Below are 21,935 nucleotides of genomic sequence, written 5' to 3'. Positions count from 1 at the left end.
ATACTATTGAAACCCGATCGTAAGAAAGAATTAAAACAACAGTATAAAGAGATGAAAACCTATTATGGTGTGATTAGAATAAAAAACGAAAGCAATGGAAAAAAATTTATTGATGCTGTACCAAATGTGAAAAATCGTTGGCTTACTTCTAAAATGATCTTAAATGATGGTCGTCATATGAACAAAGAATTACAAGAAGATTGGCATAAATACGGTGAAGAAGTGTTTAGTTATGAAGTACTCTGGCAGAAGGATAAAAGTGAGATCAACGATATGAAGTTCGAACTGCAAAAAAAGAGAAAAGAATGGATTCTTAAAGAAGAGGCTTATGATGACAAAGGCTATCACCATAAACCCGAGGAATAATAGGTTAGAAAAGTTATGCTAAGCAAATTTGATTTTCTATGCCTTGGTTGAGGGCATCTATAAAGAGCTGTGTGCGCTAAAAAGAGAAATGAGCAACAAGTAAAAACAAAAGCTTCAGTCTAGTCAATGATAGAGGGTGGGAATTTGGTTAAAAATCAGCTTATGGTAGGCTATCGCTCAAATTTATGGGCAGGTGAATCTTCCACTTGAAAGGGGATTCCATTATCCGTAAAGAAAGAGTCGATGGCTGCTTCATAGGCTTCTTTATTTTCATTGTATGATTGAGCATGTGCGCCATTTTTAGCAATGAACAGTTTTTTGGGTTCATTTTTTTGTTCATACAGCATTTCCGTCATAACAGGTGGGATAAATGTATCATCTTTACTATGGATAAAAAGAACAGGCTTACTGATATAAGATACGACAGCGAGTGGTGACACGTCATGGATGGAATATTTGTCACGCAATCTAAGAAAAACGTTACTTATTGGCAAGATTACTTTAGGTGGTAATTTAAAGGTCGTACGCAAATGATGAGTAAGTTGACCAGATAAATCAGAAAAAGGACAATCAGCAATATAAAAATCAGCATCATCAGCAAGGCTCCCAGCGTATAAGAGCATTGTCGCTGCCCCCATTGATTCACCATGAATACCTAAGAGTACATCAGGACCTTTCTGCCTTTTGAGCCAATCTACCACAGCTTTAAGATCATATTTCTCATAATAGCCATAGCTCGTTGTCTTCCCGCCAGATTCACCATGTCTTCGGTGATCATAAATAACAACATTGAACCCGCGAGATAAAAACAAGTTCATATATTTTATAGAGTTCGTTTTATTCTCTGTCACCCCATGAGAAATGATGACGTATCTATTACTAGGATAAGGTGCGGCAACGACAACTTTAAGAGAGTATCCTAAAGGAGAATGGATAAAATGTTCTTCCTTTTCTAATTGATCATAGGCTGAGACATTTAATCTGCCAGCGATGCTTTCTCTTTCAACGATAACCGCGTTATCTTTTTTACGAATATACATTAATTTATTTGTGAAATAGGTGCCAATAGAGAGAATAACAGTTAGCAGTAATAAACTATAGCGCAGGATTCTTTTCATTTTTTCCCTCCATGGTGTTTTCCTTTATTTTACCATTTGGACAAAAGAAATATCCATCTTAAAACACCGGTTCGTGTCATAAGATGGACGGATTGTTTAAGCATTTAGTTGAAAATAACTACTTTCAATTGTCCTTGTCATATGTGGCTTAACGAGATGAATGGCTTCAACTAGCTTTTGCAAGTCTATATTGGTTGAGATACCCATTCTCTCTAACATATATACCACATCTTCCGTAGCAGCGTTCCCAGCTGCACCTGGAGCGAAAGGGCAGCCGCCAAGCCCACCAGCAGAAGTATCAAAACGGTCGACACCAGCTTGAAGAGCAGCAAGGATGTTAGGAAGAGCTAATTTTCGTGTATCATGAAAATGAGCGGTAATGAGTGTTTCAGGAAAAGCATCTTTTAACTTTTTAAATACATCAAATGATTCATGCGGAGCCGCCATTCCGATGGTATCAGCAACACTTAACTCATCTGCTCCTGCATTGACAAAGGCTTGGCATAATTTTAATGTATCATTTACATCTACTTTTCCTTCGTACGGACAATAAAAAGCTGTGGAAATACAAGCACGTACAGAATATCCATTTCCTTTTAATTCTTTGATTATTGGCACAATTTCAGCGACACTTTCTTCGGTTGTTTTATTAATATTCTTTTTGTTGAACGTTTGACTAACACCAACAAAAGTAGCAACGGCCTGGCAATCAGTAGCATAAACACGATCAATCCCTTTTCGGTTGGGAGCAAGCACCATATCTCGCGTATGTGATGTGAGGGTATCAGCAACAATTTCAGCTGCATCACTCATTTGCGGTACCCATTTTGGCGAAACAAATGAGGTAAGTTCCATTTCTTTTACACCAGCACTTTTTAATTTTTGAATAAATTGTTTTTTGATATCTGTTGGAACGAAGTTTTTTTCATTCTGTAGTCCATCTCTCGGGCCCACTTCAATAATCGTCACTTCTTTTGGCAGTGTAAACATTATATTCCTCCTTTTATAGAAAGCGTTTACTTTATTGTAGTGGTTTAATATTCAGAAATGCAAGAATTAAGTAAAGTGTGGCATAATAGAGAGGTAGATTCATAACAAGGTAACCATGGAGGGGAAAAACAGTATGGAACGAGCAGAAGTCGTTATTGTAAGCGCTACAAGAACAGCGTTAGGAACATTTAATGGGAGTTTAAAAGGGGTATCAGCGATAGATCTAGGAGCAGTAGTTATTAAGGAAGCATTAAAAAAAGCAGGGGTAGAAGCATCGGCAGTTGACGAAATTATTATGGGGAATGTGCTGCAAGCAGGATTAGGCCAAAACCCAGCAAGACAAGCAGCTATAAAAGCAGGTGTACCTGAAAGTGTTTCTTCAATGACTATTAATAAAGTGTGTGGCTCTGGCTTGAAAGCCGTTCATTTAGCAACGCAAGCAATTGTCGCTGGAGATGCAGACATTATTGTCGCTGGTGGCATGGAAAATATGAGCCAAGCACCTTATATTCTAAAAGGTGCACGTGATGGGTTTAAAATGGGTAATACTACTTTATATGACTCCCTTATTGATGATGGGCTAACATGTGCATTTAATCAATATCATATGGGTGTAACTGCTGAAAACTTATGTGATAAATATGAGATTTCTAGAGCGGAACAAGATCAATTTGCGGCTGAGAGCCAAGAGAAAGCAACGCAAGCAATCGAATCTGGTCGCTTTAAAGATGAAATCGTTCCGGTAGAGATTCCGCAGCGAAAAGGAGAGCCAATCATTTTTGATCAAGATGAACATCCAAAAGCAGGTACAACGGCAGAAAAATTAGGTAAACTCCGCCCAGCATTTAGAAAAGAAGGAAGTGTGACAGCAGGCAATGCATCTGGTATCAATGATGGTGCAGCGGCAGTGGTAGTAATGAGTAAACAAAAAGCGGAAGAGTTAGGAATTAAGCCACTTGTTACAATTAAAGGAAATGGGAATGCTGGTGTTGACCCAAGTATTATGGGAATTGGTCCAGTAGAAGCGGTGAAGAAAGCATTAACGAAAGCAAATACTACATTGGAAGAATTAGAGTTAATTGAAGCAAACGAAGCTTTTGCGGCCCAGTCCCTAGCGGTTGATCGTGAATTGAACTTTAAGAAAGACATCTTAAATGTAAACGGTGGCGCAATTGCTCTAGGGCACCCAATTGGTGCAAGTGGCGCACGAATTTTAGTTACTCTCATCCATGAAATGCAAAAACGCCAAGCGAAGAAAGGTTTAGCAACATTGTGTATTGGTGGCGGCCAAGGTGTGGCAACTGTAATAGAGCTTGCAGAATAATTTATGGTGAGAGGGTTCTATGCTATAATAACCATACATTCTATACAAAAGAATGAGGGGGTAGGACACCAGTCATGAAGCAGAAAAAACAGCGAGCACAATCAAAGAAAATAAGTGAAGATAAGCCGCTTACTTTAGGAGATATGTTAAATCCTGAGCTTGTCAGAGGGTTGCAAGTGAAGAAAAATGAGCTAAAAAAAGCGGAAGAAATAAAGTTTGAGGTAGAATCACGTAGAAAAGCAGAAGAGCGTAAATTACGTGAGAAAAATAAAAGCTTTGAAGAGCTTTTAGGCGAAAGTAACTTAAATTGGAAAGAATTTAAATAATAGATTACGAGAAAAGATGACGTATCCAAAGGTACGTCATCCTTTTTGATTTAAGTAAGTGTTAACGATGTGCCTCGTACTTATTCATTTTAGCTAATTGTTCCATGAAAGTTAATTCTGACTTAGATAATGGCTCTGCACGAACGGCGGCAACATTCTCTTTAACCTGCTCCATAGAAGAGGCACCGGCAATAATAGAAGTAACCTCTTTATGTGCCAAGTTATATTGTATAGCCGCTTCTTGTAGATGGCGTGTTTCAGTAAACTTTGCTTTAAGCTCAGTCAGAAGAGCGCGCAATTCAGTTTCACTATAATCTAAATATCCTTGTTCCGATAGTTTATCAATCCAGTTTTCACTTAATAAACCTTTAGCGAGTGGACCTCTCGTAACGACACTAATGTTATTTTCAGCTAATAGTGGTAAAACTTCTTCCTCTGGACGACGATCAAGTAAACTATATTGCATCATTACTGAATCAATAGAGGCATGCTTAACATATTCGCGAATCACATTAGGACGAATGGAGGAGATACCATATGCCTTAATAAAACCTTCTTGTTTAAGCTCTTCAAACGCGTCAATTGTTTCTAGTATATTATCTTCTAGCGTCCCGCCATGCAATTGATATAAGTCAATATATTCTACACTTAATCGTTTCAAGCTTTGTTTTACGGCTTCTTTTATATAAGCTTTTGACGGATCCCAGCGCCAGCCTTCTTTTCCTTCAGTCCACCGATTACCTACTTTTGTGGCAATAACGACATCCTCTCGTACGCGTTTTAACGCTTCTCCAACTAGCTGTTCATTCAAACCAAAGTCGTATAAGTCGGCTGTATCAAAATAATTAATACCTTCTTCTAGTGCTGTTTCAATAATCGCTTGTGCCTTTCGTTTATCTGTTCCAAGTGACATACAACCAAGACCAAGTGGAGTAACCATTAATGGTGATTTACCTAACTGTACTTTTTTCATTTGTGAACCTCCGCTCTCCTCTGAGTATTTTTTATCTATTTTACCGATACTGAGAGAGGTTAAACAAATCTTTTGATTCATTGCATGGAGAATTTATGAGTCACGTTCGCTATTCTTGGGCTCCTTGTAATAATCATCATTTGTTGTTCCATCTATCCATTCTCTAACATAAGTAAATGACTTCTGATAAACCTTTAGTTTTTCTTTAATTTCCCATGCCTTACCAACAAAGGTAATACCCTTTTCATGAACGTAAATTTTCATCAAAAGCTCTCCTAAACATAAGTATGTTAAAATGTATGAGCAGAATAATCGGATAGAACAGGAGTGACGAGAGAAAATGAGTCGCCTAGAAGAAAAAACGTTAAAAACGGAAAAAATCTTTGACGGTAGGATTATTCGACTCCAAGTAGAGGAAGTTGAACTACCGAACGGACAATTGTCGAAAAGAGAAGTAGTCAAGCACCCAGGTGCAGTAGCAATATTAGCACTAACAGATGAAGGAAAAATGGTTATGGTTGAACAATACCGTAAAGCACTTGAGAAGACGATAATTGAAATACCAGCAGGTAAATTAGAAGGAAACGAAGATCCCCTACAATGTGCAAAAAGAGAATTAGAAGAAGAAACAGGGTATGGGTGTGATGAGATAGAGTGGCTTATTTCTTTTTATACCTCTCCTGGTTTTGCTGATGAAATTGTTCATTTGTATATGGCAAAAGGTTTACATGTGATAGAAAATTCGGCCAATCTTGATGAAGATGAATTTGTTAATCTGAAAGAAGTCACTGTTCAAGAAGCTGTCCAATTAATAGGAGAGCAAAAAATCTATGATGCGAAAACCGCTTATGCAGTTCAATATATGCAACTAAAAGAAGCATTGCAGGAAAAATGAAATCTTATTATGCAGATTTGCATATTCATATTGGGAGAACCGCTACTGGAAAGCCGGTTAAAATCACAGGTTCAAAAAACTTGACTTTTACAAACATTATTCATCATGCAAAAAATCAAAAAGGGTTAGACATCATTGGGATTATCGATTGTCATTCTCCAGAAGTGATAAATGAAATAGAGGCTTTACTTCAGGAGGGTGAGTTACAAGAACATGAGGATGGCGGATTATTATTTGATGATATGATGATTATTCTTGGTTCAGAGCTCGAGATTTATGATCAATATTGTCATGGGCCCATCCATGTTCTATCGTTTTTCCCAACACTTAGCCACATGAAAGATTTTTCAAACTGGTTGTCAGTTTTAATGAAGAATATTCAACTGAGTTCACAGCGTGTTTATATAGAAGGACGTATGCTTCAACAAAAGGTAAAGGAATTAGAAGGTTTGTTTATTCCTGCCCATGTGTTTACACCTTTTAAAAGCTTATATGGAAAGGGCGTAAAGCATTCACTTAAGGAAGTATTTGACCCTCATTCGATTGATGCAATTGAATTAGGATTGAGCGCTAATACAGAAATGGCCGACAGGATAGCTGAGTTACATGACTATCCATTTATAACAAACTCTGATGCGCATTCATTAGCGAAAATTGCAAGAGAATACCAAAAAATCTCCCTCCAAGAATTAAGTTTTAAGGAGTTAACTATGGCACTGCAACAAATGGATGGAAGAGCAGTTGAAGCTAATTATGGATTAGATCCGCTTCTGGGTAAATATCATGAGACGGTCTGTGTTCAATGTGGTGTGGCCCAGCCACAAGGGACAGTACTATGCAGTAACTGTGCTAGTAAGAAAATCATTAAAGGGGTAAAAAATCGTATTCAAGAGTTAGCAAATGTAACTTCAATGGCTCAAGGGAGGAAACGACCACCATATATCCATCAAATCCCTTTAGAGTTTATTCCCGGAATCGGGGTAAAGACATTAGAAAAGCTACTTCTTCATTATGGCACAGAAATGGCCATCATCCATGATGTTCCTCTTGCCTCATTGCAACAAGTCATACCTGAACAAGCAGCGCTTCTGATTGAGCAGGCGAGATCAGGGAGCTTACAATTTGACGTAGGTGGCGGAGGAAGATATGGTAGAATTCGCATTGATTAAATACTAGACTTGACAGACTACCCATGTCGGGGATAAGATACAGTGGTATAAATAATTGAATGCCAAAACCGGTACGGATTTGTGGACTTTTTAAGAGTAGACACTCTTTTTTCGCCACACATTGATGCAAGTAGCATCGATGTGTGGCTTTTTGTATTTTAAAAAAATGCTCTTATCTTTATTAAAACGATATTTGTCAACCGGTAGATTGAGGAGGAAATACGGATGAAACAATCAATGTATCCTTTAGCAGTCCTTATCGGAGGTGCTTGCTTTGGTGTATTATCAACCTTTGTCAAGCTTGCCTACGGTGAGGGGTTCGAACTTGCTGAAGTTTCTGGAAGCCAATTTTTAGCTGGGACGTTACTGATTTGGCTTATATTCTTGTTTACAAAAAAACAGAAGATAAGCTTCAAGCGTTTTAGCTTTCTCGTATTATGTGGTGTGCCAACTGGTTTAACGGGAATATTTTATTATCAATCCTTACAGTCTTTAAATGCGTCGTTAGCCATCATTTTCTTATTTCAGTTTGTTTGGATTGGTACGGCTATTGAGTTTATTGTTGATAGAAAAAAACCAGGAATGAAAAAATTACGTGCGATTTTGCTGTTACTTATTGGCTCTTTCTTGGCAACAGGTATTTTGTCACAAGGATTTAATGACTTTTCTCTAGTTGGTGCAGGATGGGGTATGCTTGCGGCATTATCCTTCTCCATCTTCGCCTATATTAGTAGCACGGTAGGGAAAGAAGTACCGCCGATCCAAAGAAGCGCTGTCTTTGCCATTGGTGGATTACTCATTACTTTTGTCATCTTCCCGCCAGTTTTCTTAGCTGATGCAGCAACTGTAACGGCACTTATGCCGTACGGATTGTTTTTAGGTCTTTTTGGTGTCACTTTACCACCATTGTTATTTGCAATCGGAATGCCTCATGTGGGTGCTGGGTTAGGTACAATATTGACATCGTCAGAATTACCAGTTGCTTTACTAATGTCTGTACTGGTTTTACAGGAAGAACTTGTCCCGCTTCAGTGGTTAGGGGTTTGTATTATCATTTTAGGGATTATTTATGGTAATGTGGCTCATAAAACAAAAAAGGACCACGACCTCATTCAGTCGTCAAAGGCGAGTTAATTAATCGGGGATATGTTTATTTTTTTCTTGAGATGGTGGGGGCTTTGTTTAAGATTTTGACAAGGCCCTCACCTTTTTGTATGAGGATATCAATTAGTCATCAACTTTTACTTTTGCATACACACATGTACTTCTTAGGGATATGTTATCGGTTGCTAAGCTATCGTTACGCAATATGCCCTCTAATGGGAAACCGAGACGTTCCGCTATTCGCCGACTATCTATATTTTTTTCATCACAGCGGATTTCAACTCTATTCGCTTTGAAATGCTCAAAACAGAAAGCTGTCAAAGCTTCTGCAGCTTCTGTTATATAGCCATTCTTAATTTGGCGGCTATCACACCAATAACCAATTTCAAATTTTTTAATATCCCAATTTATCCGGTGAAGGCCGATTGAGCCAACAAAAAGATGATTCTCCTTCAGATAGATATGTAGACGGAAATCGCTTCGGTTAATAAATTCGGCAAAAGATGCGCGTATTCCAGCTTCTACTTCTTCAACAGTCTCTTCTTTTACAGCAAAAGGCAACCACTTTTTTAGAGAATCTCGCGACACTGCAATGGCTTCATGCACTATCTTGCCGTCACCAGGCAAACATGGTCTAAAATACAAACGTGTTGTTTCTATTTTCTCTGGAAAATCTACTAAGATGGGATTCATTCTTTATTCTCCTTTTTAATTTAATAGCGCCTATCGCCGGTCTATCATACCCTTTTACATATAGTAAATGTAACTTTCTTAAAGTGTAAATAAATAACATCTTATTGACAATAAAAATTTTAATAGATTAGTTATATTATTTCGTATCTTTCTGTCATGATCTCAGCAAGTCTAGCATACATTCTAGTAAGTGAAATCATTTTCAGGAGGAAGAGCAATGATAAAAAAAATGTACCAGAACGTCGTAGCAAATCATTTCCGTGAGCATTCCTCAATCTACTTGTTTGTTATTATATTGTTTTTGATGGGTGTCATATTTGGAGCGGTGGTCGTAAACAGTTTAAGTTTGACGCAAAAAGAGGATTTATTTCAATACTTGACTCAGTTTTTTGGTCATGTTTCAAATGAAGAAATGGCGACACCGGCTAACATATTTGAACAAAGCTTACTTCATAATGGTAAATATATAGGCGTGATATGGCTATTGGGGATATCTATTATTGGATTACCGCTTATTTTAGTTTTATTATTTGTGAAAGGGATGGTCGTTGGATTTACTGTCGGTTTTTTAGTAAGTCAATTAAAGTGGCATGGGTTTTTACTATCTTTTGTGTCCATTTTGCCACAAAATATGATTATCATTCCAATTTTTATTATTACATCTACTTTTGCGATTTCATTTTCAATGAAGATGATTCGTCGGTTGTTTATGAAGAAAGTAAATAATCCATTTATGCCGTTGCTAGGTAAATACTTAATTTCTTTCCTTATTGCCATTATTATATTAGCTGGTGCATCAGCTATTGAGGCGTATATTTCACCGGTGTTAATGAAGTCAGTCATTGATTCAGTCCTCTAAACTCAACGATTGCTTATATAAGATTTGAATGCTATAATTCTTTTATCATATGAGTTTAGTAATAATGACTACTTGGATAAATTATCATGTACAGAGCCTACGTTAGGTTCTGTACTTTTATGTTGTTTTAGCTATTATAACAATTCTAATATAAGAGTTATTATAAAGGTCTCTTTATAATGATTTTAGTTTGATTCTATACATCTATCTGTTATAATGAGAATGTTAGTGGTGAGGGAGGGACTTTCGGTATGGAAAGCAGAATTGACAGAATCAAAAAACAGTTGCATTCATCCAGTTATAAGCTAACACCACAACGTGAAGCCACGGTTCGCGTTTTGTTAGAACATGAAGAGGACCATTTGAGTGCGGAAGATGTATACCTCCTTGTTAAAGAAAAGTCGCCAGAAATCGGTTTAGCAACTGTTTATCGAACACTTGAATTACTAACTGAATTAAAAATTGTTGATAAAATTAATTTTGGTGATGGCGTTTCCCGATATGACTTACGTCAAGAAGGTGCTGCTCACTTCCATCATCATCTTGTATGCATAGAATGCGGTGCAGTAGATGAAATTCAAGAAGATCTACTAGAAGATGTGGAAGAAGTTGTTGAGAAGCGTTGGCATTTCAAAATAAAAGACCATCGTCTTACTTTTCATGGCATCTGCTATCGATGTCAAGATAAAAAAAATGATGAAGAGCCAGAAGCATAAGGCAAAACCCTTTTCTAATTTCATTGGAAAGGGTTTTCTTATTTTTCTCTAATTCTGTCTCAAGCTGCGAACGAAATTAAGGTTTTTGTTCGATAGAAGCTCACAGAACTTAAATGATTCCTCGTTGGAAACAGGTATAAATCTTGTCCAAAATGGCATACCCTCTAATAAGACGTTTTATTTGGGGGAGAAATGATGAGTGCATGGATCAAACTAGTCTATCAAACCATTAAGGTTTTTGTTCTTTTTACAGGAAGCACAATTCTTTTTTATTATGGTATTATGTGGTTAAATGAAGAGTATCAGGATTATCATCGTTATGATGAACCGAGTGGGGCAGCCGTGAAGGTAGCAGCAAGTGCGAATGCAACGGACTCTTCTTGGTTGGATCGGTTGATTCTGTTTTATTTAAATGGGGAGTAATGATTTTATGAATGATCATCTGCAGGATTTTATCCACTATTTAATGATTGAAAAAGGGCTAGCCAGAAATACGATAATGTCATATGAAAGAGACTTAAGAAGTTATATATTGTTTATTGAGAAGAAGATGATGAAGCAATCGATGAATGAGATTGAACGTGTTCATATTGTTCAGTTTCTAGCTCAGCTTAAGGATGATGGTAAGTCTGCTAAAACAATTGCAAGGCATATAGCGTCTATTCGTTCCTTTCACCAATTTGCACTTCGTGAAAAAATAGCAGATCACGATCCTTCTATTCATATTGAAACACCGCAAGCTGAAAAATCTTTGCCAAAGGTTTTAAATATGAAGGAAGTTGAGAGATTGCTAGACCTCCCGAACAATGGCAGCCGCTTTTATTTAAGGGACAAAGCCATGCTAGAAGTACTCTATGCAACAGGAATCCGCGTCAGTGAATTAATCCATTTAACAATAAATGATGTTCATCTAACCATGGGTTTTTTAAGATGTATTGGTAAGGGAAATAAGGAAAGAATCATTCCATTAGGAAAAACAGCACAAGCAGCTATTCAAGATTATTTAGATAAGGGTAGACAACAGTTGTTATCACCAAAACACCCGACAGAATACTTATTTTTAAATCATCACGGTAAAGGGTTATCACGGCAAGGGTTTTGGAAAAACTTAAAAAAAACAGCACAAGTAGCTGGTATTCAAAAAGAGTTAACGCCTCATACTTTAAGGCATTCATTTGCCACCCATTTACTTGAAAATGGAGCAGATTTAAGAGCTGTACAAGAAATGCTTGGCCATGCAGATATTTCTACGACACAAATATATACACATGTGTCAAAAACGAGATTAAAAGATGTATATAAACAATTCCATCCGAGGGCTTAACAGGAAATATGTAGAAAAACAGTGAAAAGTGATATAAAAGACTGTTTTTCTTTTTTTATTTTCAGTACAATATAGATGTCAGACTTCTGACGAAAGAAATCTTTCTTAAAGGTGAAGTATATTCATGACATTCCTCTTTGGTAGGTTCTAGACGTTTTACACTATCCTTCGCTGTTGATGAAAGCCTTTTTGGGGTATGATAAGTAAGGATTTCTGTAGTAAAGAAATAGTTAGAAAGGAGTGTTAATTGTGAACACATTTACATATAAACGTATTTTCCTTATTGTAATGGACTCTGTTGGAATAGGAGAAGCACCTGATGCGAAAAATTTCGGTGATGAAGGTTCTCATACGTTAGGCCATATTGCCGAGAAAATGGGCGGTTTGCATATGCCACATATGGAACGTCTCGGATTAAGTAATATCAATGAAATAAAAGGGATAGCAAAAGTCGCACAACCTGAGGCTTATTATACAAAGCTTCAAGAAGCTTCTGTTGGGAAAGATACCATGACAGGACATTGGGAAATAATGGGCCTTCATATTCAAAAACCCTTTCAAGTATTTCCTAATGGATTTCCAGAGGAGTTAATTCAAGAACTAGAAGAAAAGACAGGTCGAAAAGTGATTGGTAATAAACCTGCGAGTGGAACAGTGATTTTAGACGAATTAGGGGAAGAGCATATGGAGACAGGTTCTCTTATTGTTTATACGTCGGCTGATTCGGTGCTACAAATCGCCGCCCATGAGGAAATCATACCAATTGAAGAACAGTATCGTATTTGTGAAATTGCTAGAGAATTGACTTTAAATGAAAAATACATGGTAGGTAGAGTCATTGCTAGACCATTTGTTGGTAAAGCTGGGGCATTTATAAGAACAGCGAATAGACATGATTATGCATTAAAGCCATTTGGCAGAACAGTAATGAATGAGTTAAAAGATGCCAATCTAGATGTCATAGCCATCGGAAAAATTAATGATATATATGATGGAGAAGGCGTAACAGAAGCAATTAGAACCACTTCAAATATGGATGGCATGGACAAGATGGTAGCTATAGCAAAAAAAGACTTTACAGGCATGAGCTTTTTGAATTTAGTAGACTTCGATGCCCTTTATGGACATAGAAGAGATCCACTTGGATACGGTCAAGCATTAGAAGAATACGATGCTCGTTTACCTGAACTGTTCGAGCAGTTAAATGAAAATGATCTTCTGATTATTACAGCGGATCATGGTAATGACCCAATCCATCATGGTACAGACCATACGAGAGAATATGTGCCATTACTTGTTTATTCTAAGCGCTTATCTCATGGAGAAGAACTGCCTCAAGGCAAGACATTTGCTAACATTGGCGCGACTATTGCAGAGAATTTCCAAGTAAAGAAGCCATTGATTGGAGAGAGCTTTCTTAAAAATGTCAAGGGAGTAGGGAAATAATGACTAGTTTACATGAGGTAAAAGCAGCGAAAGAATTAATTCAATCTAGAATAGACCAAACACCAACAGTAGGACTTATATTAGGTTCTGGACTTGGGGTTCTTGCTGAAGAGATAACAAATGCGATAAAAATACCTTATAGAGATATACCGGGTTTCCCGCAATCAACAGTAGCCGGTCATGCAGGTCAACTCGTTATTGGCCGATTAAACGGTGTAGCGGTTGTTGCGATGCAAGGAAGATTTCATTATTACGAAGGCTATACTATGCAGCAAGTTACGTTTCCGATCCGTGTAATGAAGGAGTTGGGAGTACAGAAATTAATCGTAACCAACGCTGCTGGAGGCGTTAATGAAACTTTCTCACCAGGTGATTTAATGATCATCACAGACCATATTAACAATATGGGGGTAAACCCACTTATAGGTCCTAATGACGACCATTTTGGTGTGCGTTTTCAAGATTTGTCATCAGCGTACAATAAAGAAATGATACAAGTCGCAAAAGAGGTCGCAGAACACCAACAATTAAACATACAAACTGGTGTATACGTAGCTAATACAGGGCCAGTTTATGAAACACCTGCAGAAGTAAAAATGCTTAGAATTTGTGGTGGAGATGCAGTTGGTATGTCAACTGTTCCGGAAGTTATTGTTGCGAATCATGCTGGTATGAATGTACTTGGAATCTCTTGTATTTCTAATATGGCTGCAGGTATTTTAGACCAACCATTAAATCATGAAGAAGTGATAGAAACAACGGAGAAAGTAAAACAACAATTTTTAAGCTTTGTCAAAGGAATCGTGACAAAAATTTAAATTTAGTGGGGGGGAACGATACGATGAGAATGGTGGACATCATTGAGAAAAAAAGGGATGGTCATTGCTTAACGACAGAGGAAATTAACTATTTTATTCAAGGCTACACAAATGAAACAATCCCTGATTATCAAGCAAGTGCACTTGCTATGGCGATTTATTTTCAAGGAATGGATGAAAGAGAAACAGCTGATTTAACAACGGCAATGGTTAAATCAGGCGATGAAATTAATCTTTCAAACATTGATGGAATCAAAGTCGATAAGCATTCTACTGGGGGTGTAGGAGATACAACCACGCTCGTATTAGGGCCGCTAGTAGCTGCTGTAGGTGTACCAGTTGCAAAGATGAGCGGAAGAGGTCTGGGCCATACGGGTGGGACCATTGATAAATTAGAGGCTATAGATGGATTTCATGTAGAGATTGATAATGATGAATTTATGAATTTAGTCAATCGTAATAAATTAGCAGTCATAGGTCAAAGTGGAAACTTGACACCAGCTGATAAGAAGCTTTATGCGTTAAGAGATGTGACCGCTTCTGTTAATAGCATCCCATTAATTGCATCAAGTATCATGAGTAAAAAAATTGCTGCGGGTGCAGATGCAATTGTTTTAGACGTGAAAACGGGTTCAGGTGCATTTATGAAAACGATTGAAGAAGCAATTGCTTTAGCAAAAACAATGGTGAAAATCGGGAATCATGTTGGTAGACAGACAATGGCTGTCATCTCAGATATGAGCCAACCCCTTGGCCTAGCAATCGGTAATGCTTTAGAAGTAGAAGAAGCGATAAATACTTTAAAAGGAGAAGGCCCGGAAGATTTGACTGATTTATGTTTAACTCTTGGAAGTCAAATGGTCGTATTAGCGAAAAAGGCCGATACGTTAGAAAGTGCGCGCACGCTATTACAAGAAGCAATCAGTAGTGGTAAAGCGTTAGAGACTTTTAAAACATTTATCCAATCTCAAGGAGGAGATGTTGCAGTCGTTGATGACCCATCTCTACTTCCACAGGCAAAATATCAAATAAAGGTAGAAGCTGCACAAAGTGGATATATTTCTGAAATTGCTGCAGAAAAACTTGGTACTGCTGCAATGATGCTTGGTGCGGGTAGAGCAACAAAAGATTCTATTATAGATCTCGCAGCAGGCCTCCTTCTTCATAAAAAAGTTGGCGATTCTGTCCAAAAAGGAGAAGCGTTGTTAACGATTCATAGCAATATGGAAGATGTGGAAGAAGTAAAAGATATCCTTATTAATCATATTAAAATAGTGTCAGAAGAAGTAACAGCACCAACATTGATACATCAAGTCATCACAGAATAAAAATACTAGAAAAAGCTTAAAGGAAATAAAACCTTTAAGCTTTTTTAGTACAATTTAACTGAAAGATGCTCATTCTTAAAATATTTCCTTCGAATAATTCCCACATCAAAGCATAGAAGGTCTCATTTCATACCTCTCACCTTCCCGATCTTTTTTCAAAGTAAAACACGGAATTTCTCATTTATAAAATGTAGTTTATGGTATTTTCATTGGTATAAATTATCAACAAATGGTAATCATGGAAACTATAAAGAATGGAGGGTTTGTGCGATGAAGCGAATAGTTAGTGTATTTTTTATATGTATTCTCATGGTTTCTACCATAGCACCACAAGTATTTGCACGTGAAAGTGAAAAAATGACTGAAGAAGAAGTTGTGAAAAATGTAAAGTCAGCTATTTTAATTGAGCGAGATACAGGCAAAGTTCTGTATGAAAAAAATAGTGATGTTCAATTACCACCCGCAAGTATGACGAAGATTATGACGATGCTTTTAATTATGGAAGCAATCGATGAAGGCAAACTTAAATGGGATGAAAAGATTAAGACAAGTGAATATGCTGCTTCTATGGGTGGTTCACAAATTTTTCTTGAGCCTGGAGAAGAAATGACAACAAAAGAAATGTTACAAGGAATTGCAATCGGTTCTGGAAATGACGCTTCTGTTGCTGTAGCAGAAAGATTAGCGGGTACGGTAGATGACTTTGTCAATAGGATGAATGCAAAAGCAAAAGAGCTAGGTTTAAAGGACACTGTATTCAAAAATCCTACAGGCCTCCCGGTAACGGATCATTTTAGTACGGCTCATGATATGGCGATGATGGCAAAGGAATTACTGAAGTATGAAGATATTACAAACTTTACCGGTACTTACGAGGCTTATTTGCGTGAAGACACCGATAAAAAGTTCTGGTTAGTAAATACGAATAAATTAGTGCGTTTTTATCCAGGGGTAGATGGTCTTAAGACTGGATTTACTCAAGAAGCAAAGTATTGTTTAACGGCGACAGCTGAGAAAAACGGCATGCGTGTCATTGCGGTTGTTTTCGGTGCACCTAGCTCAAAAGAGAGAAATGCAGAAGTGACGAAAATGCTAGACTATGCTTTTAATAAATATGAAACTCATGCCATGTATAAAAGGAATCAAGCGGTGGCAAAAGTGAAAGTGTCAAAAGGTGAAAAGAAACAAGTAGAAGCATTAACAAGCGAACCCATTTCAATATTAGCTAAAAAAGGTGAAGATATTAAAAACGTGAAACAAACGGTTGTACTCGATGAAAATATGAAGGCTCCTGTTAAAAAAGGTGATGAAGTCGGCAAGATTATTTTTGAAAAAGACGGAAAAACAATGGTTGAAAGTCCTTTAGTCGCAAGTCAAGATAGTAAAAAAGCCAACGTATGGACATTGTTTAAGCGTTCAATGGGAATGTTTACGAAAGTCTCAGAGTAATATGTCGAATCGAGTGAAGACAAGTCCTGTTTTAGCGAATAAACACTAGTTTTGTCTTCATGAAGGAAAAACAGTTCATAGTATAGAATTGGACTCACTAAAGGCAGGTTGATATTCTATTGGTGTCAATCCTGTCTAATCCATAGAGACAACTGATTACAAAGGAGGCTATGGTTAGTGAGTCTAGCAATTAATTTAGAAATAAAAAACAACGTATTATGTATTCGTTTAAGCGGGGAGCTTGATCATCACTCTGCGGATGAATTAAGAGCAAAAGCAACAAAAACGATTGAGGAACACGATATCCACCATATTATTCTTAATCTGGAACAATTAACATTCATGGATAGTTCTGGACTTGGAGTAATTCTTGGCAGATATAAACAAGTGAAACAAAAAAATGGAGAAATGGTTGTATGTGCAATTTCTCCATCTGTAAAAAGACTTTTTGATATGTCTGGTTTATTTAAAATTATTCGCTTAGAACCTACTGAAGCGTTTGCCCTGCAACGATTGGGGGTGGCGTAAGTGAAAAATGTTATGCAAATGCAGTTTACTGCTCTCAGTCAAAATGAATCATTTGCTCGAGTGACAGTGGCAGCTTTTATTGCTCAGCTTGATCCAACAATGGATGAATTAACAGAAATTAAGACCGTTGTCTCAGAAGCTGTAACGAACGCTATTATTCACGGCTATGATATGAGCCCAGATGGCATAGTACACATTTCAGTAACCATTGAGGAAGGAATAGTCGAACTGTCCATTAAAGACGAAGGTCTCGGTATTATGGATATAGAAGAGGCAAGACAGCCTCTTTATACAACAAAGCCAGAGCTAGAGAGATCAGGCATGGGCTTTACGATTATGGAAAATTTTATGGACGAAATTAGTATTGTATCACACCCAGGTGAAGGCACAGAGGTTCGTTTAAAGAAGCATTTATCAAATAGTAAAATGCTATGTAATTAAGGAGTCTTGCTATGGATGTGGAGGTTAAAACAGGAAAGACGCAATATTTAAAAGATCATGAAGTTAAAGAGCTCATTGGTAAAAGTCAAAATGGTGATCAAGCGTCTAGAGATTTGATTGTCCAAAAGAATATGCGCTTAGTATGGTCAGTTGTCCAGCGCTTCCTCAATCGAGGATACGAACCAGATGACTTATTTCAAATTGGCTGTATTGGATTGTTGAAATCGGTTGATAAATTTGATTTGAGTTATGATGTGAAATTTTCTACTTACGCTGTTCCTATGATTATTGGTGAGATCCAACGTTTTATAAGAGACGATGGAACAGTTAAAGTCAGTCGTTCACTTAAAGAACTCGGAAATAAAATTCGAAAAGCAAAAGATGAGTTATCGAAATCATTAGGTAGGGTACCAACCGTATCAGAGATTTCAGAATTCCTTGATATCCCAACAGAGGATATTATCATGGCCCAAGATGCTAGTCGACTCCCCTCGTCAATTCATGAAACCGTGTATGAAAATGATGGTGACCCTATTACATTACTTGACCAAATAGATGATGGGGATGAGGGGAGATGGTTTGATAAAATCGCATTAAAAGAAGCGATAAATGAATTAGATGAAAGAGAGAGACTGATTGTTTATTTGCGCTATTACAAAGACCAAACACAATCAGAAGTAGCAGTCAGGCTTGGCATTTCACAAGTACAAGTCTCGAGGCTTGAGAAGAAAATATTGAAGCAAATGAAAGAGCATATGGACTTATAGTCTATATGCTCTTTCATTTGCTTCTTTTAAGCGAAGAAAGTCGACGTTTATGTATTTACTAATAACCAAGAAAGTAATATCAGTGTGAGGAAATTATTGGATTTCATGAAGTGAAATACCTTTACTCATACTATATGCAAGGAAATCTTTGTGTGGGAAGTGAAAGGATGGAACGTATCGTTTATTTACGCTTGCGACATCGATTGCAGGTTAAACCGCACGAAACTATTGTTTTATCGGATGTTGCGCAGTTGATTGCAGATGACGAAGTTTATGATAAATTAGCTAATCTCCTGTTATACCGTGTGTCTAAGGAAGATAAAAATATTATCATTATTGATGTTATGCAGGTAATTAAGCATATTACAAAATGTTTTCCGAGTTTGGAAATCCAAACGGTTGGGCCGACACAGATTATTGTTGAAGTTGCCGTGAAAAGAAGAAAAGTCTCACTTCCATTGTTTATGCTAATATGGTTTTTATTATTTTTTGGTGCTGCTCTCACCATCATGAATTTTCATGAAGACGTTAGTATGCAAGAAGTTCAACAAAAGATTTATACATTGATTACAGGTGAAGTAGATAGTCGGCCATTGATTTTTCAAATCCCATACTCAATTGGATTAGGCTTAGGAATGATTCTCTTCTTCAATCATGTATTTAAAAAGCGTTTAAATGAAGAGCCTAGTCCTTTAGAGGTAGAGATGTTTAATTATCAAATGGATTTGGATAACTATGTTTCCCTACACGAAAACAAAGAGAGTATGAAGAATATTGATGAGCGGTAAAATTATCTTTGCCATCTTTATAGGCTTAGCGAGTGGTATAGCTGTAGGTGGTGGAGTAGTTGCATTCTTATCTGTCTTAGGAATTATTCCAAGGCTTACACAACTAACAAAAACAATGAAGATGATCCATGCTTATGAATGGGCAGCGGTGTGCGGGGTGATTGCTGGAGCTGTAGCTTCCATGTGGGAGCCAGTACTACAAGCACCGCCCTTTATACTTATTCCGATTGGCCTGTTATGTGGAATCTTTGTAGGAATGCTTGCAGCTGCACTTACGGAAGTTCTAAATGTCTTCCCGATATTAGCTAAACGCATTGGTGTAGAAGGGAAAATTGTCTATTTATTAATGGCTTTTGTTTTTGGGAAAATTATCGGATCTTTATTTCAATGGATATATTATGTCAATCTGTAGGTTTGCTCACTTAGAAAGGGAAATGGCGATGAAAGAACGGAGAAAAGTCATATTGATTACAGATGGAGATGAGTTTGCAAAGCGAACAATAGAGCTCATTGCTCATGATATTGGTGGTAGTTGTATTTCTGCTTCTCAAGGAAATCCAACTATACTGTCTGGTGAAGAGATGGTGCATTTAATTAAAAAAGCTCATTCAGATCCTGTTTATATCATGTTTGATGATAGTGGTTATATCGGAGAAGGTCCAGGAGAGAAAGCGATGACTTTCGTTGCCAATCACCCTGATATTGAAGTCATTGGTGCAATAGCTGTAGCATCAAGGACTCACCACGAGGAATGGACAAAAGTAGATGTAAGCATTGATCGCTTTGGTGAATTGACAGAATATGGTGTTGATAAATCTGGGATAGCAGATATGGATGAAGGCAGAATAGTAGGTGATACCGTTTATTGTCTTGAGATGTTAAATATCCCTTTTATCGTCGGTATTGGTGATATTGGTAAAATGGCAAGAATTGATTCAATAGAAGCCGGTTCACCCATTACGAAACAAGCTGTTGAACTTATACTGGAAAGGAGCGGTATGTTATGAGCGAAAAAGAAAAAATAAGAAAGAGACCATTACCCACATCCGTCAAGGAAGTTGAAGCGTACATGCAGGACCATGTAGGTCTTGGAACAAGTTTTGACCTTGGAGTGAGAAAGCTTAAAGTATTAAAAAAGGATGTTCATTTATACTTTATTAATGGTTTAACAGAGACACAATTTATCATTGAAATTGTTGAAGAGCTTGTAGGGATTAATGATAAAGAAAAATTATCGACCCATCTCTTTGATATTGTAGAGAACCGTATCGTTCATCAAGCAGTTGATCGCATTAAGACAATTGATGAGCTCGTTGACCAAGTATTATCAGGGCTTATTGTTATTGTGATGGAAGGTGAAGGTACCGCTTTAGTAATAGACGTAAGAAGTTATCCAGGACGAACACCACAAGAGCCTGATACGGAGAAGGTAATTAGAGGTTCTCGTGATGGTTACGTAGAAAATATAATTGTCAATACAGCTCTAACAAGAAGAAGAATTCGTGATGAACGTTTAAGGTTTGAAATGCTCCATGTTGGTGTAAGGTCAAAAACTGATATTTCCTTAGGCTATATTGAAGGGTTAGCTGATCCCAACCTAGTAGAAGTGTTACGTAAAGAAATTAATGAAATCGATATCGATGGGCTACCCATGGCAGATAAAACGGTAGAAGAATTCATCCTTCATCAAAGTTATAATCCATTTCCACTTGTAAGGTACACTGAAAGAGCGGATGTAGCGGCCACTCACTTGATGGAAGGTCATGTCGTGGTTTTTGTGGATACATCGCCCAGTGTAATCATCGCCCCAACGACTTTATTTCATCATTTGCAGCATGTAGAGGAATATAGGCAAGCCCCAGCTGTCGGTACTTTTGTTAGATTTATGAGGTTTATCGGACTTGCTGCTTCTTTATTTTTTCTACCATTGTGGTTTTTATTTGTCTTAGAACCGTCTTTGCTTCCGGATGCCATTGATTATATCGGGCCGAATGAACAATCAAATATACCTATTCTTATTCAATTATTATTAGCGGATTTAGGGATAGAGTTTTTAAGATTAGCTGCTATCCATACACCGACCCCATTATCAACGGCAATGGGACTAATAGCTGCAATACTAATAGGAGAAATTGCAATCACTGTTGGATTGTTTGTACCTGAAGTTATTCTCTATGTTTCTGTTGCGGCAATTGGAACTTTTGCTACTCCGAGCTATGAATTAAGTGTGGCAAATAAACTTATTCGTATGCTCTTGTTAATATTAGTTGCAATTTTTCATACACCAGGTTTAGTTGTCGGAATTACGCTATTTATTCTTTTTCTTGTATCCATGCGTTCATTTAGAACACCATATTTATGGCCATTCATTCCATTTTGCCCTGGCGCTATCGTTCATATTATTTTTAGAAGAGCCGTCCCAGGGTCAAAAATCCGACCAAGTATTACCCATTCTCGCAATCGTTTTAAGCAGCCACCAAAATAATTGGGTAAATGGCGATTGCAGGCATATG

26 protein-coding genes are annotated in these 21,935 nt (G+C 37.3%); 21 read left to right on the top strand and 5 right to left on the bottom strand.

The annotated features are described in order from the left end of the window. Nucleotides 1-6 precede the first annotated feature (6 nt). On the top strand, nucleotides 7-366 hold the full coding sequence (locus MKX78_RS15645) for a GIY-YIG nuclease family protein (protein WP_322909571.1): 360 nt from the start codon (nucleotides 7-9) through the stop codon (nucleotides 364-366). Between the two features lie 170 nt (nucleotides 367-536). On the opposite strand, the gene MKX78_RS15640 is transcribed toward MKX78_RS15645, so the two are convergent. Both MKX78_RS15640 and MKX78_RS15635 read right to left on the bottom strand, forming a co-directional pair. Further along, nucleotides 537-1,484 (bottom strand): alpha/beta hydrolase, encoded by a 948-nt coding sequence (locus tag MKX78_RS15640; RefSeq protein ID WP_095372678.1) that lies wholly within the window; start codon nucleotides 1,482-1,484, stop codon nucleotides 537-539. A 96-nt stretch (nucleotides 1,485-1,580) separates the two neighbouring features. After that, complete coding sequence (locus tag MKX78_RS15635; protein WP_445662664.1) at nucleotides 1,581-2,474, bottom strand: hydroxymethylglutaryl-CoA lyase; 894 nt, start codon at nucleotides 2,472-2,474, stop codon at nucleotides 1,581-1,583. Between the two features lie 133 nt (nucleotides 2,475-2,607). Between MKX78_RS15635 and MKX78_RS15630 the strand changes: the two genes are divergently transcribed. Continuing rightward, on the top strand, nucleotides 2,608-3,798 hold the full coding sequence (locus tag MKX78_RS15630; RefSeq protein ID WP_095372680.1) for an acetyl-CoA C-acetyltransferase: 1,191 nt from the start codon (nucleotides 2,608-2,610) through the stop codon (nucleotides 3,796-3,798). Between the two features lie 74 nt (nucleotides 3,799-3,872). After that, nucleotides 3,873-4,124: a YqkE family protein gene (locus tag MKX78_RS15625; protein WP_341051563.1), complete on the top strand. Its 252-nt coding sequence runs from the start codon at nucleotides 3,873-3,875 to the stop codon at nucleotides 4,122-4,124. Between the two features lie 61 nt (nucleotides 4,125-4,185). On the opposite strand, the gene MKX78_RS15620 is transcribed toward MKX78_RS15625, so the two are convergent. Together MKX78_RS15620 and mciZ are read right to left on the bottom strand one after the other, a co-directional pair. Further along, nucleotides 4,186-5,097 carry an aldo/keto reductase gene (locus MKX78_RS15620; RefSeq protein WP_341051561.1) on the bottom strand — a complete coding sequence of 304 codons (912 nt, stop codon included), beginning with the start codon at nucleotides 5,095-5,097 and terminating at the stop codon, nucleotides 4,186-4,188. Between the two features lie 93 nt (nucleotides 5,098-5,190). Then, the gene (mciZ, locus tag MKX78_RS15615; protein WP_307312985.1) at nucleotides 5,191-5,361 is read right to left on the bottom strand and encodes a Z-ring formation inhibitor MciZ; all 171 of its coding nucleotides are present in this window, start codon (nucleotides 5,359-5,361) and stop codon (nucleotides 5,191-5,193) included. 76 nt (nucleotides 5,362-5,437) lie between these two features. Here mciZ and MKX78_RS15610 point away from each other — a divergent pair, with 76 nt between their 5' ends. The 3 genes from MKX78_RS15610 to MKX78_RS15600 all read left to right on the top strand — a co-directional run bounded on the left by MKX78_RS15610 (nucleotide 5,438) and on the right by MKX78_RS15600 (nucleotide 8,295). Next, the gene (locus MKX78_RS15610; RefSeq protein ID WP_095372684.1) at nucleotides 5,438-5,992 is read left to right on the top strand and encodes an NUDIX hydrolase; all 555 of its coding nucleotides are present in this window, start codon (nucleotides 5,438-5,440) and stop codon (nucleotides 5,990-5,992) included. Then, nucleotides 5,989-7,161, top strand: coding sequence for an endonuclease Q family protein (locus MKX78_RS15605; RefSeq protein ID WP_341051559.1), 1,173 nt, complete (start codon nucleotides 5,989-5,991; stop codon nucleotides 7,159-7,161). The genes MKX78_RS15610 and MKX78_RS15605 overlap by 4 nt, the downstream gene beginning before the upstream one ends. Nucleotides 7,162-7,386: 225 nt before the next feature. After that, nucleotides 7,387-8,295: an EamA family transporter gene (locus MKX78_RS15600; RefSeq protein ID WP_307312989.1), complete on the top strand. Its 909-nt coding sequence runs from the start codon at nucleotides 7,387-7,389 to the stop codon at nucleotides 8,293-8,295. Between the two features lie 93 nt (nucleotides 8,296-8,388). Here the strand turns inward: MKX78_RS15600 and MKX78_RS15595 are convergent, their stop codons facing one another. Next, a complete protein-coding gene (locus MKX78_RS15595; protein ID WP_095372687.1) occupies nucleotides 8,389-8,958 on the bottom strand; it encodes a GNAT family N-acetyltransferase in 570 nt (189 codons plus the stop codon). 217 nt (nucleotides 8,959-9,175) lie between these two features. Between MKX78_RS15595 and spoIIM the strand changes: the two genes are divergently transcribed. The 15 genes from spoIIM to MKX78_RS15520 all read left to right on the top strand — a co-directional run bounded on the left by spoIIM (nucleotide 9,176) and on the right by MKX78_RS15520 (nucleotide 21,907). After that, entirely contained in the window at nucleotides 9,176-9,817 is a 642-nt protein-coding gene (gene spoIIM / locus MKX78_RS15590) for a stage II sporulation protein M (protein WP_307312990.1), read from the top strand. A gap of 251 nt (nucleotides 9,818-10,068) precedes the next feature. Further along, the gene (gene fur, locus MKX78_RS15585) at nucleotides 10,069-10,533 is read left to right on the top strand and encodes a ferric iron uptake transcriptional regulator (protein WP_224936064.1); all 465 of its coding nucleotides are present in this window, start codon (nucleotides 10,069-10,071) and stop codon (nucleotides 10,531-10,533) included. A gap of 195 nt (nucleotides 10,534-10,728) precedes the next feature. Next, a complete protein-coding gene (locus MKX78_RS15580; protein WP_095372690.1) occupies nucleotides 10,729-10,956 on the top strand; it encodes a YqzK family protein in 228 nt (75 codons plus the stop codon). A 7-nt stretch (nucleotides 10,957-10,963) separates the two neighbouring features. Then, nucleotides 10,964-11,857 (top strand): site-specific tyrosine recombinase XerD, encoded by an 894-nt coding sequence (xerD, locus tag MKX78_RS15575; RefSeq protein ID WP_095372691.1) that lies wholly within the window; start codon nucleotides 10,964-10,966, stop codon nucleotides 11,855-11,857. Nucleotides 11,858-12,106: 249 nt separating this feature from the next. Then, the gene (deoB, locus tag MKX78_RS15570; RefSeq protein WP_095372692.1) at nucleotides 12,107-13,303 is read left to right on the top strand and encodes a phosphopentomutase; all 1,197 of its coding nucleotides are present in this window, start codon (nucleotides 12,107-12,109) and stop codon (nucleotides 13,301-13,303) included. Further along, nucleotides 13,303-14,121, top strand: a complete 819-nt coding sequence (locus MKX78_RS15565; protein WP_095372693.1) for a purine-nucleoside phosphorylase — start codon at nucleotides 13,303-13,305, stop codon at nucleotides 14,119-14,121. The genes deoB and MKX78_RS15565 overlap by 1 nt, the downstream gene beginning before the upstream one ends. Nucleotides 14,122-14,144: 23 nt before the next feature. Continuing rightward, nucleotides 14,145-15,449 (top strand): pyrimidine-nucleoside phosphorylase, encoded by a 1,305-nt coding sequence (locus MKX78_RS15560; RefSeq protein WP_095372694.1) that lies wholly within the window; start codon nucleotides 14,145-14,147, stop codon nucleotides 15,447-15,449. A gap of 270 nt (nucleotides 15,450-15,719) precedes the next feature. After that, complete coding sequence (locus MKX78_RS15555) at nucleotides 15,720-16,898, top strand: D-alanyl-D-alanine carboxypeptidase family protein (RefSeq protein WP_341051556.1); 1,179 nt, start codon at nucleotides 15,720-15,722, stop codon at nucleotides 16,896-16,898. 177 nt (nucleotides 16,899-17,075) lie between these two features. After that, a complete protein-coding gene (gene spoIIAA / locus MKX78_RS15550) occupies nucleotides 17,076-17,426 on the top strand; it encodes an anti-sigma F factor antagonist (RefSeq protein WP_095372696.1) in 351 nt (116 codons plus the stop codon). Further along, nucleotides 17,427-17,867, top strand: a complete 441-nt coding sequence (spoIIAB, locus tag MKX78_RS15545; RefSeq protein WP_095372697.1) for an anti-sigma F factor — start codon at nucleotides 17,427-17,429, stop codon at nucleotides 17,865-17,867. A gap of 11 nt (nucleotides 17,868-17,878) precedes the next feature. Then, nucleotides 17,879-18,634 (top strand): RNA polymerase sporulation sigma factor SigF, encoded by a 756-nt coding sequence (gene sigF, locus MKX78_RS15540; RefSeq protein ID WP_095372698.1) that lies wholly within the window; start codon nucleotides 17,879-17,881, stop codon nucleotides 18,632-18,634. A gap of 167 nt (nucleotides 18,635-18,801) precedes the next feature. Then, nucleotides 18,802-19,422, top strand: a complete 621-nt coding sequence (locus MKX78_RS15535; protein ID WP_095372699.1) for a stage V sporulation protein AA — start codon at nucleotides 18,802-18,804, stop codon at nucleotides 19,420-19,422. Continuing rightward, nucleotides 19,412-19,834 (top strand): stage V sporulation protein AB, encoded by a 423-nt coding sequence (locus MKX78_RS15530; RefSeq protein ID WP_095372700.1) that lies wholly within the window; start codon nucleotides 19,412-19,414, stop codon nucleotides 19,832-19,834. The genes MKX78_RS15535 and MKX78_RS15530 overlap by 11 nt, the downstream gene beginning before the upstream one ends. A gap of 28 nt (nucleotides 19,835-19,862) precedes the next feature. Further along, nucleotides 19,863-20,429 (top strand): stage V sporulation protein AE, encoded by a 567-nt coding sequence (locus MKX78_RS15525; protein WP_307313000.1) that lies wholly within the window; start codon nucleotides 19,863-19,865, stop codon nucleotides 20,427-20,429. Then, nucleotides 20,426-21,907 carry a spore germination protein gene (locus MKX78_RS15520; protein ID WP_095372702.1) on the top strand — a complete coding sequence of 494 codons (1,482 nt, stop codon included), beginning with the start codon at nucleotides 20,426-20,428 and terminating at the stop codon, nucleotides 21,905-21,907. The genes MKX78_RS15525 and MKX78_RS15520 overlap by 4 nt, the downstream gene beginning before the upstream one ends. The last annotated feature ends 28 nt before the right edge of the window (nucleotides 21,908-21,935 follow it).

It is taken from the genome of Cytobacillus sp. FSL R5-0569 (genome assembly GCF_038007265.1).
GTDB lineage: Bacteria > Bacillota > Bacilli > Bacillales > Cytobacillaceae > Cytobacillus > Cytobacillus kochii.
Note: the sequence above shows the minus strand (reverse complement) of the source record. Positions and strands in the feature narration are given on the sequence as shown.

Bases quoted from the DNA above. Each gene is read 5' to 3' on its own strand.
- MKX78_RS15640 (WP_095372678.1), bottom strand. From the start codon at position 1,484: ATGAAAAGAATCCTGCGCTATAGTTTATTACTGCTAACTGTTATTCTC.
- MKX78_RS15635 (WP_445662664.1), bottom strand. From the start codon at position 2,474: ATGTTTACACTGCCAAAAGAAGTGACGATTATTGAAGTGGGCCCGAGA.
- MKX78_RS15630 (WP_095372680.1), top strand. From the start codon at position 2,608: ATGGAACGAGCAGAAGTCGTTATTGTAAGCGCTACAAGAACAGCGTTA.
- MKX78_RS15625 (WP_341051563.1), top strand. From the start codon at position 3,873: ATGAAGCAGAAAAAACAGCGAGCACAATCAAAGAAAATAAGTGAAGAT.
- MKX78_RS15620 (WP_341051561.1), bottom strand. From the start codon at position 5,097: ATGAAAAAAGTACAGTTAGGTAAATCACCATTAATGGTTACTCCACTT.
- mciZ (WP_307312985.1), bottom strand. From the start codon at position 5,361: ATGAAAATTTACGTTCATGAAAAGGGTATTACCTTTGTTGGTAAGGCA.
- MKX78_RS15610 (WP_095372684.1), top strand. From the start codon at position 5,438: ATGAGTCGCCTAGAAGAAAAAACGTTAAAAACGGAAAAAATCTTTGAC.
- MKX78_RS15605 (WP_341051559.1), top strand. From the start codon at position 5,989: ATGAAATCTTATTATGCAGATTTGCATATTCATATTGGGAGAACCGCT.
- MKX78_RS15600 (WP_307312989.1), top strand. From the start codon at position 7,387: ATGAAACAATCAATGTATCCTTTAGCAGTCCTTATCGGAGGTGCTTGC.
- MKX78_RS15595 (WP_095372687.1), bottom strand. From the start codon at position 8,958: ATGAATCCCATCTTAGTAGATTTTCCAGAGAAAATAGAAACAACACGT.
- spoIIM (WP_307312990.1), top strand. From the start codon at position 9,176: ATGATAAAAAAAATGTACCAGAACGTCGTAGCAAATCATTTCCGTGAG.
- fur (WP_224936064.1), top strand. From the start codon at position 10,069: ATGGAAAGCAGAATTGACAGAATCAAAAAACAGTTGCATTCATCCAGT.
- MKX78_RS15580 (WP_095372690.1), top strand. From the start codon at position 10,729: ATGAGTGCATGGATCAAACTAGTCTATCAAACCATTAAGGTTTTTGTT.
- xerD (WP_095372691.1), top strand. From the start codon at position 10,964: ATGAATGATCATCTGCAGGATTTTATCCACTATTTAATGATTGAAAAA.
- MKX78_RS15565 (WP_095372693.1), top strand. From the start codon at position 13,303: ATGACTAGTTTACATGAGGTAAAAGCAGCGAAAGAATTAATTCAATCT.
- MKX78_RS15560 (WP_095372694.1), top strand. From the start codon at position 14,145: ATGAGAATGGTGGACATCATTGAGAAAAAAAGGGATGGTCATTGCTTA.
- MKX78_RS15555 (WP_341051556.1), top strand. From the start codon at position 15,720: ATGAAGCGAATAGTTAGTGTATTTTTTATATGTATTCTCATGGTTTCT.
- sigF (WP_095372698.1), top strand. From the start codon at position 17,879: ATGGATGTGGAGGTTAAAACAGGAAAGACGCAATATTTAAAAGATCAT.
- MKX78_RS15535 (WP_095372699.1), top strand. From the start codon at position 18,802: ATGGAACGTATCGTTTATTTACGCTTGCGACATCGATTGCAGGTTAAA.
- MKX78_RS15530 (WP_095372700.1), top strand. From the start codon at position 19,412: ATGAGCGGTAAAATTATCTTTGCCATCTTTATAGGCTTAGCGAGTGGT.
- MKX78_RS15525 (WP_307313000.1), top strand. From the start codon at position 19,863: ATGAAAGAACGGAGAAAAGTCATATTGATTACAGATGGAGATGAGTTT.
- MKX78_RS15520 (WP_095372702.1), top strand. From the start codon at position 20,426: ATGAGCGAAAAAGAAAAAATAAGAAAGAGACCATTACCCACATCCGTC.